Origin of the sequence: Thermobifida alba, assembly GCF_023208015.1 — a bacterium.
Lineage (GTDB): Bacteria > Actinomycetota > Actinomycetes > Streptosporangiales > Streptosporangiaceae > Thermobifida > Thermobifida alba.
The window spans coordinates 4,864,046-4,880,999 of the sequence record NZ_CP051627.1; the positions used below are offsets into that span (position 1 = coordinate 4,864,046).

Sequence of the window (16,954 nt, forward strand, 5' to 3'; positions counted from 1 at the left end):
CCGTGTGTCGTTAGGTAAGGACGGAAGAGAATGAGAGCACTCTCCGAGCAACTGGTCCCGGACTTCTTCTGGAACGCGGTCGAACCGCTGCTGCCGAGGCAGAAGCCCCGCCCCCAGGGAGGAGGACCCAGGCGGGCCGACAACAGGAAGGTCCTCACCGCCGTGGTCTTCGTCGTCTCCAGCGGGTGCGGCTGGCAGGAGCTCCCCGGGGTTTTCGGTGTCTCCCCCTCCACCGCTCACCGGCGCTTCAGGGAGTGGGCCGAGGCGGGGATCTGCACCTCCCTGGAGCGCCGGACCGAGGAGCTCGACCTGGCCCCGCACGAAAGGGAATGGATCAGGACCGTCCTCGACCTGGCGTACCAGCGCTCTGAGAGGGTCCCGGCCGCAAGCGCCGCACGGAGCAGCTGACCCCGGAACGCAAGCCGCCTCGGTCACACGAGAAAACCGGTGTCACACCTTTCACAGTAGAAGAAACACGTTGTTCTTGTTCATTATTGAACCAATGTCTCCTACTGAGATGAAACAGAACTCCAAGAGATAGAGAGCAGGGCGGCGAGCGCTTATTTTCATCTCTTGTGCCGGTCTGAAGCTCCTGGTACTTTCCCCACGTGTCCTGCTGGACGGGCCTGTGTCTCCGTCCTACATCCCAAGGGGAATGGTGATGACGGCGTGAAATCGAGCCGCCTTTATCGTCTGGGTCGCTATTGTGCTGAGCACGTCTGGACGGTTTTCCTCGTCTGGGCCCTTGTCATAGGAGGCTCGTTCACGCTTTTCACCTTCTACGGGGGCCAGACCAGTGACACGATCTCGGTGCCCGGGTCGGAAGCCGAAGAAGCCCGTGAACGCCTCGGCGAACACTACCCCGAGCTGTCCGGGGCCACCGCCCAGGTCGTGTTCCACGTCGACGAGGGAACCCTGGCCGAAGCGGAGCGGATGGCGGCGGTCGCCACCGCGCTCCAGCAGGTAGCCGACCTCGACAACGTCACCGGGGTCACTGATCCGTCCCAGTCCCCGCTGGCGGTCAGCGGCGACACCGCGACCGCCTACGCCGACGTCTTCTACGACGTCCCCGTAGGAGACATCGGCGCCGAAGGGTTCCAGGAGCTCAGCGACGCCCTCGAACCGGCCCGGGACGCAGGAGTCGAAGCCTACGCGGGCGGGGAGCTCGGCTTCGCCACCAGCGGCGCCGAAACCGGGAAAGCCGAAATGGTCGGCCTTGGCGTGGCACTCGTCCTGCTCGTCGTCATCTTCGGCTCGCTGCTGGCCGCCGGGCTCCCCATCCTCACCGCGCTGTGCAGCGTCGGCGTCGTCACCGCCCTCCTCCACGTCGCCGCGGTCCACTATGAGATCCCCGCGGAAGCACCGGACGTCGGCATGATGCTCGGACTGGGCATCGGCATCGACTACGCGCTCCTCGTCGTCAGCCGCTACCGGGAAGAACTGACCCGAGGGCACGACGTCCTCGACGCGGTGGGCAACGCCGTCACCACCTCCGGCCGCAACGTCATGTTCGCCGGACTCACCGTGATCATCGCGGTCGCCGGTCTCTACCTCAGCGGAATCCCCGCGATCACCGCGCTCGCCACCGTGTGCGCCTCGGTCGTCTGCGTCTCGGTCCTCGCCTCCATCACCCTGGTCCCGGCGGTGCTGGGACTCGGCGGGCACCGCTTCATGCCGCGGCGGTGGAAGGCCGCCGCCGCGGACACCACCGCACCGGAAGCGGGGCAGGACACCGCGTCCCGGTGGCGGCGGTGGGCCCTGCACGTCGCCGACCGCCCCTGGCGCTACCTTGCCCTGGGCACCCTCATCCTCGCCGCGCTGAGCGTGCCCGCGGCCAGCATGGAACTGAGCATGCCCGACTCCGGCAGCACCGCCGAAGGAACCGACGCCCGCAGCGCCTACGATCTGATCACCGACGAACTCGGCCCCGGCCACAACGGACCGCTCACCGTTATGATCAGCGGCCCCGACCCGGAGCAGAACACCGCGCTCCTGCAGGACGTGACCCGGATCCTGGAAGCGGACGCCTATACCGAAGCCGTCACCGACGCCCTGCCCTCCGCCGACGGTGAAGCCGTCGTCCTCCAGGCGATTCCCACGGTCTCGCCCGCCGACCCCGCCGTGACCGACATGATCGAACGGATCCGCGGCGAATTCGCCGGCCTCGACAGCGGCGAGGCGGACATCCTCGTCACCGGTCCCACCGCCGTCTACTCCGACCTGACCGAAGTACTGGAAGACGCCATCCCCGTCGTCGTCCTGGCCGTGGTCGGCTTCTCGATGCTCCTCCTGCTCGTCGTGTTCCGCTCCATCGGTATCGCCGTGACCGCCGCCGTCTTCAACCTGCTCGGCATCGGAGCGTCCTTCGGAGCCCTCGTCATCGTGTTCCAGTGGGGGTGGGGACTGTCCCTGTTCGGTCTGGACGAGACGCAGGCGATCGCCTCGTTCGTGCCGATCGTGCTGTTCGCCATCGTGTTCGGCCTGAGCATGGACTACGAGGTCTTCCTCATGGGAAGGGTCCGTGAGGAGTACGTCCGGACCGGCGACAACCGCCAGGCCCTCGCCAACGGGATGTCCCAGACCGCCCGCGTCATCACCTCGGCCGCGCTCATCATGGTCAGCGTGTTCCTCGGCTTCGCCTTCGCCCAGGAGCCGCTGCTGAAGATGCTCGGCCTGGGACTCGCGGTTGCCGTCGCGGTGGACGCCACCGTGGTGCGGATGCTCATCATCCCCGCCGCGTTCGCCGCCCTGGGCAAGGCCAACTGGTGGATGCCCCGCTGGCTGGACCGCCTCATCCCCCACTTCGACCCGCATGGCCCCGCGGAGAAGGCCGAGCCGCCGACAGCCGCGGTGCAGAAGGCCGAGCAGGCCACGGGCTGACCGGGAACAGGCCTTCCCCAGACTTGGAGAGCTGAAGAACGATGGAAGCCCCGAAATTCCACTTGGAACGCGGTCTGCTCAGCGGAGCGCACACCGACCGCCGACCCGGGCGCACCTGCGCCGTCGAACACTCGGTCCGGCTCGCCGCCCCGCCCGAAGAAGTGTTCGACTTCTGCCTGAGCGAGACCGGGTTCACCTCGATCATGCCCTACCGGGTCCGCGTGCTCGGCCAGTCGGCGAAGGACCTCGCCCCCGGGGAATCGGTCGCCTTCTCCATCTACCTGGCCAAAGTGCTGCCGATCCGGTGGGTGGCCTACCTCGACGAGGTCAACCGTCCGCAGCAGTTCGTCGACCTGCAGACCAGAGGCATCTTCCGCTACTTCCGGCACACCCACTCGTGCCGCCCGGACCGGGAAGGCACCCACTACACCGACCACGTCGAGTACGCCACCCGCCTCGGCCCCCTCCTGGACCGGACCCTGATCAAAGCAGAACTGAACCGCATGTTCCGCCACCGCCACCGCCGGATGGCAGAACTGCTCGGAGAACGCCAGAGCCCATGAGCCAGAGAACCGTGGTCCCCGTCGGGACGGACCGCACCCTGGTCCGAGCATGGGTGTCGGTACCCCGCCGCAGCCGGGCTGGCGACCCCACATGGGTCCCCCCGCTGAAGTCGGATGCCAGGGCAGCCCTCGACCGGTCCGCCAACCCTCTCTACCGGCACGCCGCGATCGAACACTTCGTCCTCCTGGAAGGGCGGAAACCCGTCGGACGCGTCGCCGCGACGGTGTACCCCGCCTACAACAGGAAGTTCGGAGGACACACCGGCTTCTTCGGATTCCTTGACACCCCCGAAGGAGACGGCGAAGCAGCCCGGCTCCTGCTGTCCCACGCGGAGCAGTGGCTCGCCGAGCAGGGCATGACCCGGATTCTCGGCCCCTACAACTACTACAGCGGCCAGGAGATGGGCCTGCTCGTCGAAGGGTTCGACGGGCCCCCGGCAGCGTTCCAGCCCGGTGGCCGCCCCAGCGACCGGGAACTGGTGGAGAAGGCCGGATACCGGTACGCGTTCGGGATGAACACCTACTGCCTGGAAGCCGGGCACCTCCGCCGTCTGGCTCCCGCGGTCATCGGCGCCGGGCAGCGAGCCGCCGAGCAGCTGGGAGTGACTGTGCGGCGGATGGACCGGGCCGCCCTGGACGCGGAACTGGAACTGGTCCGGAACCTGTTCAACCGGTCCTTCCACGACAACTCCGAGATCGTGCCGTACCCGCAGGACGTGTTCGCGGGCATCGTGGGGCAACTCAAACCCTTCCTCGACGAGCGCCTCGTCAGCTTCATCGAATGGGAGGGCCGCACGGTGGGATTCGTCCTGTCCCTCCCCGACCTCAACGAGCTGCTCCTGCGGCTCAACGGCTCCCTGCGCCCCTGGGACCTGCTCCGCATCCGCTCCCTGGTACGCAGGACCAGGGGAATGGTGGTGCTCCTGGCCGGGGTGCTGCCAGAGGTGCCCATGGGAATCTCCCCCGTCCTCTTCGGACAGATCCTCCAGGGGGCGGTCGACGGGGGCTACGAACGCGTCCACACGACCTGGGTCCACGACTCCAACCGGACGATGAACCGGCTCATCCAGCACACCGCCGGGCTCCGGCCCCACCGCCGGTACGCCATGTTCGAAAAGGAATTGGCGGCACCATGATCCTGGTGACAGGAGCGTTCGGCTGCCTCGGCTCGACCATGGTCCGCGCCCTGGTGGAACGGGGGGAGCGGGTGGTCGCCCTGGCCCGCCCCGGAGAGTCCCCGGGGACCCTGTCCGACCTGGCCGACCACTTCGAGACCCGCACCGCCGACGTCCGCGACCCCGAGGCCGTGGCCAGGGCCATGCGCGGGATCGAGGGGGTCTTCCACCTGGCCGGCGTCGCCACGCTGACCACCGCGGCAGCCCGGGCCATGTACGAGGTCAACGTGCTTGGCACCGCCAACGTCATGCGGGAGGCACGCAGAGCCGGGGCCCGGGTCGTCCACACCTCGTCGGTCTCCGCGATCGGCCTGCCACCGTCGGAGCAGCCCGCCGACGAGGACTTCCCGTTCAACGGCCACCTTTTCCGCCACCCCTACCCGAGGACCAAGCACGCCGGGGAGCAGCGCGTCCTGGACGAGGTGCGCCGCGGACTCGACGCGGTCATCCTCAACCCCGGCGCCGTGATGGCCCCGGGAGGGGACGGGCGCAGCGCCTGGCCCGCTTTCGTGGGTGCGGTCTGCCGTGGAAAACTCCCCTTCGCCCCTCCCGGAGGGTTTTCCATGGTCGCCGCAGAAGAATTCGTCACCGCCCAGATCCGGGCCTTCGAAAAGGGAACGGTCGGGGAAAGGTACATTGTCGCCACCCAGAACATGACGTTTCTGGAACTGATCTCGTCCATCGCCGGAGCTGCCGGGGTCCGCCCCCCTCGCAGAACGGTCCCTCCCCGGGTCCTCGCCGCGGCCGCCTACGCCTCCCTACCGTTCATCCTCCTCGTCAAAGACCCGGAACGCAGGCCCCTGGTGTCCCCGGAGAACCTCGTCTACCTGAACCGAAACCTCTATTACGACTCCAGGAAGTCTCGGGAACACCTCGGCGTCGCACCGGGATCGATGGAGGAGTCGATCCGGTCGGTGGTCTCCTGGGGGAGGCGCCACGGGATCTTCTGATCCACCCAGAAAACCCAGAAAAACTCCACCTCCCTGTTCTGTCCCCGGTCACCCCTGTGCCTTTTCAAGGGAAATTCATGCCACAGCCAATGACGGAAATCTCGTTCAACGAAGTCCAGAAAGCCATTCGAGAAAAGATCGCCGGAATCCTGGAGAAAAACGAGGAGGACCTCGACGTGGAAGCCTCGTTCTCCGATCTGGGGCTCTCCTCGGTGAAAGCGGTCGAAGTCGTCGCGGACCTGGAGGACTCCTACGACCTGGTCCTGCCCCCGACCCTCTTCTACGACCACCCGAACATCTCCTCAGCCGCCGGGTTCATCGCCCGCTGCCTGGCGGACAGGACCGAGCACGGAGGCGCCCCGTGACCGCCGAAGGGTACGCCGTCATCGGCATGGCCTGCCGCTTCCCCAAAGCCCCGGACCTCGACAGCTTCTGGCGGCTGATGGAGGAAAGGGGAGACGGGATCAGCGAGGTCCCCCCGGAACGCCTCGGCGTCTCCGCCGCCGACGCGGGAACCCGGTGGGCTGGACTGGTCGACGGACTCGACCGGTTCGACCCCGACTTCTTCGGCATCCCCGCCGTCGAGGCACGCCACATGGACCCCCAGCAGAGAATGCTCCTGGAGGTCGCCTACGAGGCACTGCAGCACGCCGGAATCCCCGCCGCGTCGCTGCGGGGCTCCCGCACCGGCGTCTTCGCCGGCGCCGCGAGCTTCGACCACGGCGCCAACACCGTCGTCCCCGGAACGGAAGCCAACCCCTACAAGACCACCGGGTCCGCCCTGGGCATCATCGCCAACCGGCTCTCCTACGTCCTGGACCTGCGCGGCCCCAGCCTCACCATCGACACGGCGTGCTCCTCGGCGCTGGTCGCCCTGGCCGCCGGGATCGAGTCGCTGCGCTCCGGGCAGAGCGACCTGGCCGTGGTCGGCGGCGTGAACGTGCTCCTCAACCCCGCCATGACCGCGAGCTTCGCCGCGGGCAACTTCATGGCCTCCGACGGGCGCTGCAAACCCTTCGACCACCGGGCCGACGGCTACGTCCGCAGCGAGGGCGCAGGCGTCGTCGTGGTCAAACGGCTGGCCGACGCCCTCGCCGACCACGACCGCGTGCACGCCGTCGTCCGCGGCGTCGGAGTGAACCAGGACGGCCGCTCCAACGGGATCTTCGCCCCGAACCGGTACAGCCAGGAAGAACTGCTGCGCCGTGTGTACGCCGAAGCCGGAATCGCCCCCGAGACGGTCGACTACGTCGAAGCCCACGGAACCGGAACCGCCCTGGGGGACCCCATCGAGGTGTCGGCCCTCGCCGAAGTCCTCGCCCAGGGCCGCACCCCCGGAGGGGAGCTGCGGATCGGCTCGGTCAAATCCAACATCGGCCACCTCGAAGCGGGGGCGGGGATCGCAGGACTGATCAAGGTCGTGCTGTCGCTGACCCACCGCCGCCTGCCCCCCGTCCTGCACTTCGAGAAACCCAACCCGTATCTGCGCCTGGATCGGATCGCCGTCACCGTGCAGGACACCGGGGAAGCATGGCCCGAACCGCAGGGCCGGCCGCGCCGCGCCGGGGTGAGCTCCTTCGGATTCGGAGGGACCAACGCCCACGCCGTCCTGGAGGAGTGGGTCCCCCCGGCATCCGCCACCGGCCCCGAACCCGCAGGCGCCGAGCCCCGCCCCCACCTGCTCCCCGTCTCGGCCCCCACACCCGAACTCCTCCGGCAGACCGCCCGCAGGTGGGCGGACTTTCTCGCCGGCGCGGAACAGACCACCCCCCTGGAGAACATCGCGGCAACCGCGGCCCACCGCAGGGACCACCACCGGACCCGGGCCGCGATCGTCGCCGACACCACCGAGCAGGCGGTCCAGGCGCTGACCGCGCTCAGCCGCGGCGCCCCGCACCCCCGCCTCGTCGGACCGCCCGAGACCGGGCCGGGCCGCAAACCCCAGGTCGTCTACCTCTTCCCCGGAAACGCCACCCTGCGGGAAGGGATGGAGGAGCGGCTGGCCGCGGCCTCACCCGTGTTCCGCAGGGCCTGGGACGAGGCCCGCGCCGCTCTCGCCGCGGCCGGCGGGGCCGAACAGGAACCCGGCAGCGCCGCGGCCCGCCAAAGCACCGACACGGACCAAGGCCGGCTGTTCGCCGTGCAGGTGGCCCTGGCACGGATGTGGCAGGACTGGGGGATACCGCCGTCCGGGGTTGTCGGACACGGCGTGGGAGAGGTCGCCGCCGCGCACGTCGCGGGCGCCCTCACCCTGGCCGACGCCGCCCGTGTCGCCACCGCACTCGGGACCCTCGCGCACAGGCTCGGCGACCGCGGGGCGGTGCTCGTCACCGACCTGGACCCCGAGAAGGTGCGCCTGGCTGCCGCGGAGTACGGCGGTCGACTGGGAGTCACCGCCTACGACACGCCCCGCTCCACCACCGTGACCGGAGAAGCAGCCGCGGTGCGCGCGCTCGCAGAACGGATCCGCGCCCTCGGAGGAGAAGCCGAAACCGTGCCGGCCCCGGCCGTCCACGGCCCCCTAGCCGCACCGCTGCTGTCCGGATTCATCGCACAGATCGGCCAGATCACCCCCACCGAAGGGAGCGTCCTCCTCTTCTCCACCGTCACCACGCATGCCGTGGCCGGCACAGAACTCACCCCCCAGTACTGGGCGCGCACCCTCAAGGAGCCGGCCCGGCTGGCAGAAACAGTCCGCCGCCTCACCACAGGAACACCCACCCTCGCCCTGGAAGTCTCCCCCCACCCCCACCTGGTCGGCGCCGTCACCGACGTCCTCACCACCGGGACCGGCGCGGAACACCCTGCACCCCCCGCCTCCGGACACCGCGGAGAAGACGAGCACACGGCAGTGCTGCGCGCCCTGGCCACGCTCTACACAGCCGGAGCCGACCCGCGGTGGCCGGTCACCCGGGAACTCCCGCCCGTGCCGCTGCCCGCGCACGGGTGGCGGCACCGGCAGATCCCCCTCGCCCCGGCACGGGGCACCGCCCCCGGCACCCCGGCACCCGCCCCCCTGCTCGGTGCCGCCACCCCCTACCTTCCCGAGCCCGGGACCACGCTGCACCCCCTCGGATGCCTCCACCGCGAAGCCCCCTACCTCGCCGACCACAGCGTCGACGGACGCCCCGTGGTCCCCGGCGCGGTGTGGATCTCCGCCGCCGCGGAAGCAGCCGCCCGCTCGGCACAAGGCCCCGTCGAACTCCTCGACCTCGACATCACCGAACTCACCGGACTGCCGGAACGGGAGGACCAGCGGCCGCAACTGGTTCTCCGCGGCCCCGGCAGCGACGGCACGGGCGAAGTGCTGTCCGCCGACGGAAACACCCCGCGCCGCCACCTCCGCTACCGCTACCGGACGGAAAGCCGCTTCGACCCGGTGCACGTGCCCGAGCCCCCGCCCGCGGACGCCGACGTCCTCGACGGCGCGGAACTGTACCGGAGGCTCGCCCAGCGGGGCCTCGACTACGGCCCCGCCTTCCGAGGCGTGCTCCAGGTCAGGAGCGGCGGCGGACTCGCCTCGGGGACACTCCGCGAACCCCGGGCCGGAGACCACGCCGACGCCCTGCTCCCGCCCGCAGTACTGGACTCGTGCTTCCACATCCTGGAAGCGCTCGTCGGTGACCTTCCCGGTCTCGCCGTCCCCGTCGGCCTGACCCGCATGCTGCTCCGCGGCGGCAAGGCGGCGCGGATCGCCGAATGCCGGGTGCGGCTGCGCAGCAGACAGGAGACCGCGGTGACCGCCGACCTGGTGCTGCTGGACCCGGACGGCGCACCGGTGGCGGCCTTTGAAGGACTGTCCGCCAGGTTCGTCCACCGCGCGGACCGCACCGCCGCCCAGGCCCGGCACCTCGCCTGGCAGCCGTTCGCCACTGCCACGGCGCAGGACCGGACCGTGCAGGTGGTGCTCGCCGAAGGCGAAGACCCGGACAGCGGGGAGAAGCTGGCCGCGGAACTGGTCCGGGCCGCCGCAGGACGGCTGACCGCCGCCCACGGCCCCAGCCCCCACACCGCCACCCCTGCCGGACCCCAAACCGACGTGTTCGTCTGCCCCCTCCCCGGACCGGACGCAGACCCGGCCGACTCCGCCCACCGGGCGGCCGGTGCCGCACTGAGCTTCCTCCACACCCACCTCAAGGAGACCGCGTCGGGGGCCGACCGGAGGGCCGTGGTCCTCGCCCTTGCCCCCGCCGACCGGCCCAGCGCCCGGATCGCCGCGGCCGCGGTCGCAGGAGCTGTCCGCACCGCCATCAACGAACACCCCAGGGGAAACATCCACCTGGTGGAAGCGGAGGCGTCCAGCCCTGTGGAAGCCGCTGCCGCCCTCGCGAGCCTGCTGTGTGCCGCGAATCCGCCCCGCCAAGCGAGGATCCGCGGCGGCACCGTCGAGACACCCCGCCTGGTGGACGCGGCCCTGCCGCCCCCCGACCGGGGGAGCACCCCCATCCGCGCGGACCGCGCCTACCTGGTGACCGGCGGGCTCGGCTCCCTGGGACTCGCCGTCGCCCGGTGGCTGGTGGCGCAGAAGGCGGGGGCCGTCATCCTGGCCGGCCGCCGCAGGCCGTCCGGCTCCACCGCCGAAGTGCTGCGGGAACTGGGCGCGGCAGCAACGCAGGTCCACACCGTCCAGGTCGACGCCGCCCAAGCCGAAGCAGTCTCCGCCCTGCTGGGGCGGATCGGCCCGGAAAGCGACGGCCAGGTGACTCCGCTGCCGCTCGGCGGAGTGTTCCACTGCGCAGGAGTGCTCGCCGACGCGGTGTTCACCGAAACCACCGGCGAGCACCTCGCCACGGCCCTCTCCGGCAAGGTCGCCGGGGCGTGGAACCTCCACACGGCCACCGCAGGCCACCCACTCGACCTGTTCGTCCTCTTCTCCTCCCTGGCCGGAGTCGTCGGATCACCCGGACAGACCGCCTACGCCGCAGCCAACGCCGCCCTGGACGCGGTTGCGCGGGTACGCGCCGAACTCGGCCTGCCCGCCCAGAGCATCGCCTGGGGGCCGTGGACCATCGGCCTGGCCGGAGACCACCGCTCCCGCCTGCAAGCCGCAGGCCTGCACCTGTGGACACCGCAGGACGGCATGGACTTCCTCACCCGCGCCTTCCGGCACGCATCCCCCAGCCTGGTCGCCGCGCACGTCACCGAACACGCCGCGGCAGCCATCGGCCCCGTCGCCGCCGAACTGGCCGCGGCCCCGGGAACCCGGAGCCCGGGACCGTCCGAGAGCCGCCTCCGGGAAGAACTGCAGCGCCTCCCGAACCGCGAACGGCGGCTGCGGCGCATCCAAGAGGAAGTGCGCAGGCTCGCCGGGGAAGCACTGGGCACCGGGGCCGGAGACGTCCCCCTCCACGACTCCTTCCAGGACCTGGGCCTGGACTCGCTGCTCGCCGTCAACCTGCGTAACACCCTGGAAGAAGTGTTCCGACTGCGGCTGCCCACCGCGCTGCTCTGGTCCCGCCCCACGGTGGCCGACCTCGCCGAAGAGCTGCTCGACCGCATCCAGGGCCGCACGGACCCGCCGACGGCCGGAGTCCCCCGGACCGCTCCCGCCGCCCGCCCCGCGCCCGCCGGTGAACCGGACCCCTTCGCCCTCACCGACGAGGAGCTCATCAGCGAACTCAGCCGCCACCTCGCAGAGAAGGAGAGTTGATCGGCATGGTCAACGCACTGTCCCCGGAGCACCGGCGCCTGCTGGCCGGGGCCCTGCGGAAGGTCCAGGAGGCAGAACGGCTCCGCGAGGAGGCGGAACACGCCCTCCAGCAGCAGCGGAACGGCATCTCCGAGCCCGTCGCGGTCCTCGGCATGGGACTGCGGCTGCCGCCGGACGTCGAATCGCCCGAAGAACTGTGGAGCCTCCTGGTGGAAGGGAGGGAAGCCGTCGGATGGATCGGCCCCAACCCCGACGGCCGCCGCGGCGGGCACCACCGCTGGCGCAGAGCGGCCCGCCTGGACGAGATCGACTCCTTCGACTCGGCCTTCTTCGGCATGACCCCGGACGAGGCCGACCGGCTGGACCCCCAGCAGCGCCTCGTGCTGGAAGCCTCCTGGGAAGCACTGGAGGACGCGGGACTGCCCGCAGACCGGCTGCGCGGCTCGGCAACCGGCGTCTACATGGGCATCTACAACAACGACTACCTGCTGTCCCTGGCCCGCAACGACGTGGAGCCCGACGTCTACACCGCCCCGGGCGTCGCCCACAGCATCGTGGCCAACCGGCTCTCCTACCTCCTGGACCTGAGCGGCCCCAGCCTGGCCGTGGACACCGCCTGCTCCTCCTCCCTGACCGCCGTGCACCTGGCGGTCCGCGCCCTGCGCGCAGGCGACTGCGACTACGCGATCGCCGGCGGGGTCAACGCCATCGTCGACCCCTACTCCACACGGTTGACCGAACGGGTCCTCCCCCTCGCCCCCGGTGGACGCTGCCTCAGCTACGAGGAAGGAGCCGAAGGCATCGTCCGCGGCGAAGGGTGCGGCATCCTGATCCTGGCCCGGGAATCCGACGCACGCCGCCAAGGCCTCCCGATCCGTGCCCTGATCAGGGGAAGCGCCGTCAACCACGACGGCCGCACCAACGGGCTCACCGCCCCCAACCCCAGGGCGCAGGCGGCCGTGCTCGCCCGTGCCCTCCGCGATGCGGGACTCGACGGCTCCGACATCGACTACGTCGAAGGCCACGGCACCGGCACCCCCCTGGGCGACCCCCTGGAAATGGAGGCCCTGGAAGAGGTCTACGGCACCGGGCCCGGCCCCTGCCTGCTGGGATCAGTCAAACGCCACATCGGGCACCTGGAGGCCGCCGCCGGGGTGGCCGGGATGATGAAGGCGATCCTGGTCCTCGAACACGGAACCGTCCCCGCACAGCCCGGCTTCACCCGGCTCAACCCGGAGATCCCGCCGGGGGACCGGCTCCGGGTCGCATCGGAGCCGACCGACCTGCCCGACCGGGGCCGCCCGCCCCGGGCCGCCGTCAGCTCCTTCGGCTTCGGAGGCGCCAACGCCCACGTCGTCATAGAACACCCCGGAACCCTCGACCGTCCTCCCGCCCCCCGCTGGACCGGGCCCCTCCTGCTGCCCCTGTCCGCGCGCAGCCCCGAAGCCCTGCGGCAACTGCGGTCGAGCTACGCCGACCTCCTCGACGGGGCAGACGAGGCCACGGCCCGCGACGTGTGCGCGGCCGCCATGAACCGGCGCTCCCACCTCCCACTGCGAACCGCCGACACCGCCGCATCCGTGCAGGAACTGCGGGACCGGCTCGTCGCGCCCAGACCCCCCGCAGAGCCGGCGGAAGAACCACCCCAGGTCGTCCTCGTCTTCAGCGGCCAGGGAAGCCAATGGCCCGGAATGGGCGCGGAACTGCTGGCACTCCCCGACACGGCAGAGGAACTGGAGGCCTGCGACGCCGCTGTCCGGAAGATCACCGGACACCCCCTTATCGACCTCCTCAGCGACGAGGAGGAGCTGCTGGAGCAGACCGGCCCCGCGCAGATGGCGGTCGCCGCCGTCCAGCTCGCCCTCACCTCCTGGCTGCGCCGACGGGGCGTGCACCCCACCGCGGTGATCGGGCACAGCATGGGCGAACTCCCCGCCGCGGTGGCAGCGGGGGCCCTCACCAGAGAGGAAATGTTCACCGTGCTCGACCGCCGGGCCCAGGTCATGGACGCCGCCCGGGGAGGCCGCATGATCAGCGTCGCCCTCGACGAGGAGCAGGCCGCGGCGTGGGCCGCCCGGTACGACCGGGTCGGCGTCGCCGCCGTCAACGGCCCCGCCTCCACCGTCCTCGCCGGTCCGCGCGGCCCCATCGAAGAGATCCGTGCCCGGCTGCGGGACGAAGGGGTCCGCTGCATCCCCCTGCCCGTCGACTACGCCTTCCACAGCCCCCTGCTGGACGGCTCCGACACCCTCCTCGAAGCGGCCCTCGCCGACCTGCCCGCAAGAACCGTGGACCTGGACTTCCACTCCACGGTCACCGGCCGCCCCGTGGAGCGGCTGGACGCCCGCTACTGGGCCCGGAACCTGCGCGCCCCCGTCCGGTTCGCCGACGCCGTCGCCTCACTCGGCGACGTCGCCACCAGCGTCGTCATCGAATGCGCCCCCCACACGGTGCTCTCCACCGACCTGCAGCGGACGTTCGACGACCGGGGGGTCCGCCCCCGCGTCCCGCCCGTGGCGACCATGCGCCGCGGCACGTCCGCCGCCGCAACCCTCACCGGGGCGCTCGCCCACCTCTACGAGGCGGGCTGCGACATCGACTGGACGCGGGTGGCCCGCCCCGCCCGCAACCGGGTCGCCCTGCCCACCTATCCGTGGCAGCGGCGCCGGCACTGGTTCACCCCGTCCGCAGACCAGAACACCGGGCAGGCCCCCGAACAGACCGGCCAGGAGGCGGCCCCCGTGCGCCTGGACCGCGCAGAACTTCTGGGCGTGCTCCGGGGCTGGCTGGCCGACGCCGTGGAAGTGCCGGTGGAACAGGTCGACCCGGCGGCGCCACTGACCGACTGGGACATCGAATCCCTGGTGGTCGTCGAGATCCGCAACCGACTGGAACGGCGCTACGGCACCGAGTTCCCCCTCGCCGCCTTCTTCGAAGCGGGCTCCCTGTACGCGCTCGCGGAGGAACTGGCCGGAGGCGGCGGACAGGAAGAGCAGGAGACGGCACCGGACGACGCCGAACTGGACCAGCTGCTGGACCGGATGGACGAGATGAGCGACGCCGAGATCGAACTCGCGATCGCCCGCCTGGAAGGAACCGAATAGATGAACAGCAACGCCGACAGCGGAGCGCGGCGGCGCCACCTGGCCGAACTGCTGCAGAAGAGGGGAAGGGCAGCCAAGGCGGTGCGCAGGTGGCGGGACGAACCGTTCACCCGGCACGTCAACCCGCAACTGGCCCGGATGCTGCACGGCGTCGGCCTGGACACCGCCTACGTCCGCGGCGAAGGAAGCTGGCTGTGGGACGCGGAAGGCAACCGCTACCTGGACTTCACCGGCGCCTACGGGGCACTCCCGTTCGGCCACACCCCTGAGCGGATCTGGTCCGCCATGGCCGCGTTCCGGGAATCCGCGGAACCGGTGTTCGCCCAGCCCTCCCTGCTCCGGGCCGCCGGCGAGCTCGCCGGACGCCTCACCGAGCTCGCCCCCCGAGGCCTCGACCGCGTCGTCTTCGCCAACAGCGGCGCTGAATCGGTCGAAGTGGCCATCAAGATCGCCCGCTCGGCGACCGGCCGCCTCAGAGTGCTCTCCACCGACCACTCCTTCCACGGCAAGACCCTGGGAGCGCTCTCCGCCACCGGCCGCCCCTCCTACCAGGAGGAGTTCGGCGCCCCCATCGAAGGCTTCACCCAGATCCCCTTCGGGGACGCCGACGCGCTGGAACAGGCCCTGGAAGGCGGAGAGTTCGCCGCCTTCATCGTCGAACCGATCCAGGGGGAGGGCGGGGTGAACGTCGCACCCCCCGGATACCTCCAGAAGGCCCGGGACCTGTGCACCGAACACGGAACCCTGTTCATCCTCGACGAAGTCCAGACCGGGCTGGGACGCACCGGCCGGCTCTTCGCCGCGGAACGGCACGGGGTCTCACCCGACATCATGACCCTGGCCAAGGCACTGGGCGGCGGCGTCCTCCCCACCGCCGCGGTACTGACCCGCTCCGACCTGGTCACCGAAGGCTTCGCCTTCCGGCACACCTCCACCTTCGGCGGCAACTCGCTGTCCGCCAGGGTCGGACTCCGAGTCCTGGAGCTGCTCACGGACGACGACCACGCACTCCTCCGCAGGGTCGAAGCCCTCGGGGAACGCCTCCGGGAAGGACTGGAGAAGATCCGCGACGACTACCCCGGCGTGATCACGGACGTCCGCGGCGAGGGATTCCTCCTGGGTGTGGAGTTCACCGACGACATCAACGCGTTCGGCGGCCAAGGCCTGCTCGGCTCGCTCGCCGCCGACGAGAACCTCGCCATGGTGCTGTGCGGGTACCTGCTCAACGCTGAACGCATCCGGCTGGCCCCCACCCTCTTCGGCGCCCGGGTCCTGCGCGTGGAACCCCCCCTCACCGCGACCGAGGAGGAGTGCGACCACTTCCTGGAAGGGCTGCGGCGCGCCGTCCGACTGGTGTGGAACAACGACGCCGGGACACTGGTCGGGCACCTCGCAGGGCGCCGCCCGGAACCGGGGCGCGCCCCCGCCCACCCCTACCGGGGGACCCCGCCCTACCACCCCCCGGAGCCGGAAGAGCGGCGCTTCGCGTTCGTCGTCCACCCCCTGCACACGGACATGCTCCGCGAACTCGACGAGAGCCTCGACCGCTTCACCACCGGTGAACTCGACCGGCTGATGGAAAGGTTCGACGCGGCCAGCTGCATCCTCAACCCCGCCCCCTTCGTGGTCGGAGCGGCCCCGGTGCGCTCCGCCACCGGGGCCCGCGCCCACTGCGAACTGATCGGCCTGCCCTACACGGCGGAACGGCTCCTGGGGTTCTCCGGCAGCAAGGCCACCCGGGTCATCGCCGAAGCCGTCGAACTGGGGGTGGAACGCGGGGCCGAACTGGTGGGCCTCGGCGCCTATTCGTCGATCGTGACAGCCAACGCCACGACCCTCCCCGACTTCCCGGTGCCGATCACCACGGGCAACGCCTTCACCGCCGCCTCCGCCGCCCAAGGGGTCCTCGACGCCGCGGAGCTGCGCGGCGTCGACCTGGGGGTGTCGCGTGTCGCCGTCATCGGTGCCAGCGGGTCGATCGGTTCGATGGTCGCCCGGCAGCTCGCCGCCCACGCCGGAACGCTCGACCTGGTGGGCAACCCCACTCAGCCGCAACGCGCCCGCAGGGCACTGCACGCGGTGACGGTGCAGATCGCCGAGGAACTGCGGCGGCACGGCGGCACGTCCCCGGCGGTGCAGATCGCGGCGGAGGCCCGCTCGCCCGAGGACGCGGCGCAGGCCCTCATCGACTCTGGGACAGTCACCGTGGGCACCGACGCCCAGGCGGCGGTCCGCCGCTCCGGGATCGTGGTGACCGCGACCTCGTCCCCGCATGCGCTGCTCACCCCGGAGATGTTCGCACCGGACGCCATCGTCTGCGACATCTCCGAACCCTCCAACGTGCCGCCCCTGGCCGAGCACCGCCCGGACGTCCTCCTCTTCGACGGGGGGATCGTCGCCCTCCCCGGACTGCAGGACCTGGGGGTCCGCTACGGCCTGGAAAGCGGCCACGCCTACGCGTGCATGACGGAGACCATGCTCATCGCCCTGTCCGGTGAAGAAGACCTGGTGAGTGTCGGATCCACGCTCACCACCGGTTCGGTGACACGGCTGCGTGAACTCGCCGCCGTCCACGGATTCGAGAACGCCGCGCTGCGGTTGTGGCGTTCCTTCTGACCCCCCGGAGGTAACT

Annotated in this window: 9 protein-coding genes; all 9 read left to right on the forward strand. The window is 70.9% G+C overall.

What is annotated here, in order from left to right; translation table 11 throughout:
* Positions 1–30: 30 nt before the first annotated feature.
* A complete protein-coding gene (locus FOF52_RS21700) occupies positions 31–408 on the forward strand; it encodes a transposase (RefSeq protein WP_248591738.1) in 378 nt (125 codons plus the stop codon).
* A 402-nt stretch (positions 409–810) separates the two neighbouring features.
* Positions 811–2,880 carry an MMPL family transporter gene (locus FOF52_RS21705; protein ID WP_248591739.1) on the forward strand — a complete coding sequence of 690 codons (2,070 nt, stop codon included), beginning with the start codon at positions 811–813 and terminating at the stop codon, positions 2,878–2,880.
* Between the two features lie 41 nt (positions 2,881–2,921).
* Complete coding sequence (locus FOF52_RS21710; protein ID WP_248591740.1) at positions 2,922–3,443, forward strand: SRPBCC family protein; 522 nt, start codon at positions 2,922–2,924, stop codon at positions 3,441–3,443.
* Complete coding sequence (locus tag FOF52_RS21715) at positions 3,440–4,579, forward strand: hypothetical protein (RefSeq protein ID WP_248591741.1); 1,140 nt, start codon at positions 3,440–3,442, stop codon at positions 4,577–4,579. Before FOF52_RS21710 ends, FOF52_RS21715 begins: the two co-directional genes overlap by 4 nt.
* A complete protein-coding gene (locus tag FOF52_RS21720; protein ID WP_248591742.1) occupies positions 4,576–5,568 on the forward strand; it encodes an SDR family NAD(P)-dependent oxidoreductase in 993 nt (330 codons plus the stop codon). Before FOF52_RS21715 ends, FOF52_RS21720 begins: the two co-directional genes overlap by 4 nt.
* An 89-nt stretch (positions 5,569–5,657) precedes the next feature.
* Complete coding sequence (locus tag FOF52_RS21725) at positions 5,658–5,933, forward strand: acyl carrier protein (RefSeq protein ID WP_248591743.1); 276 nt, start codon at positions 5,658–5,660, stop codon at positions 5,931–5,933.
* The gene (locus FOF52_RS21730) at positions 5,930–11,218 is read left to right on the forward strand and encodes a type I polyketide synthase (protein WP_248591744.1); all 5,289 of its coding nucleotides are present in this window, start codon (positions 5,930–5,932) and stop codon (positions 11,216–11,218) included. Before FOF52_RS21725 ends, FOF52_RS21730 begins: the two co-directional genes overlap by 4 nt.
* A gap of 5 nt (positions 11,219–11,223) precedes the next feature.
* Entirely contained in the window at positions 11,224–14,322 is a 3,099-nt protein-coding gene (locus tag FOF52_RS21735; protein ID WP_248591745.1) for a type I polyketide synthase, read from the forward strand.
* Complete coding sequence (locus FOF52_RS21740) at positions 14,323–16,938, forward strand: aminotransferase class III-fold pyridoxal phosphate-dependent enzyme (protein ID WP_248591746.1); 2,616 nt, start codon at positions 14,323–14,325, stop codon at positions 16,936–16,938. It begins immediately after the preceding gene.
* Positions 16,939–16,954: the final 16 nt, after the last annotated feature.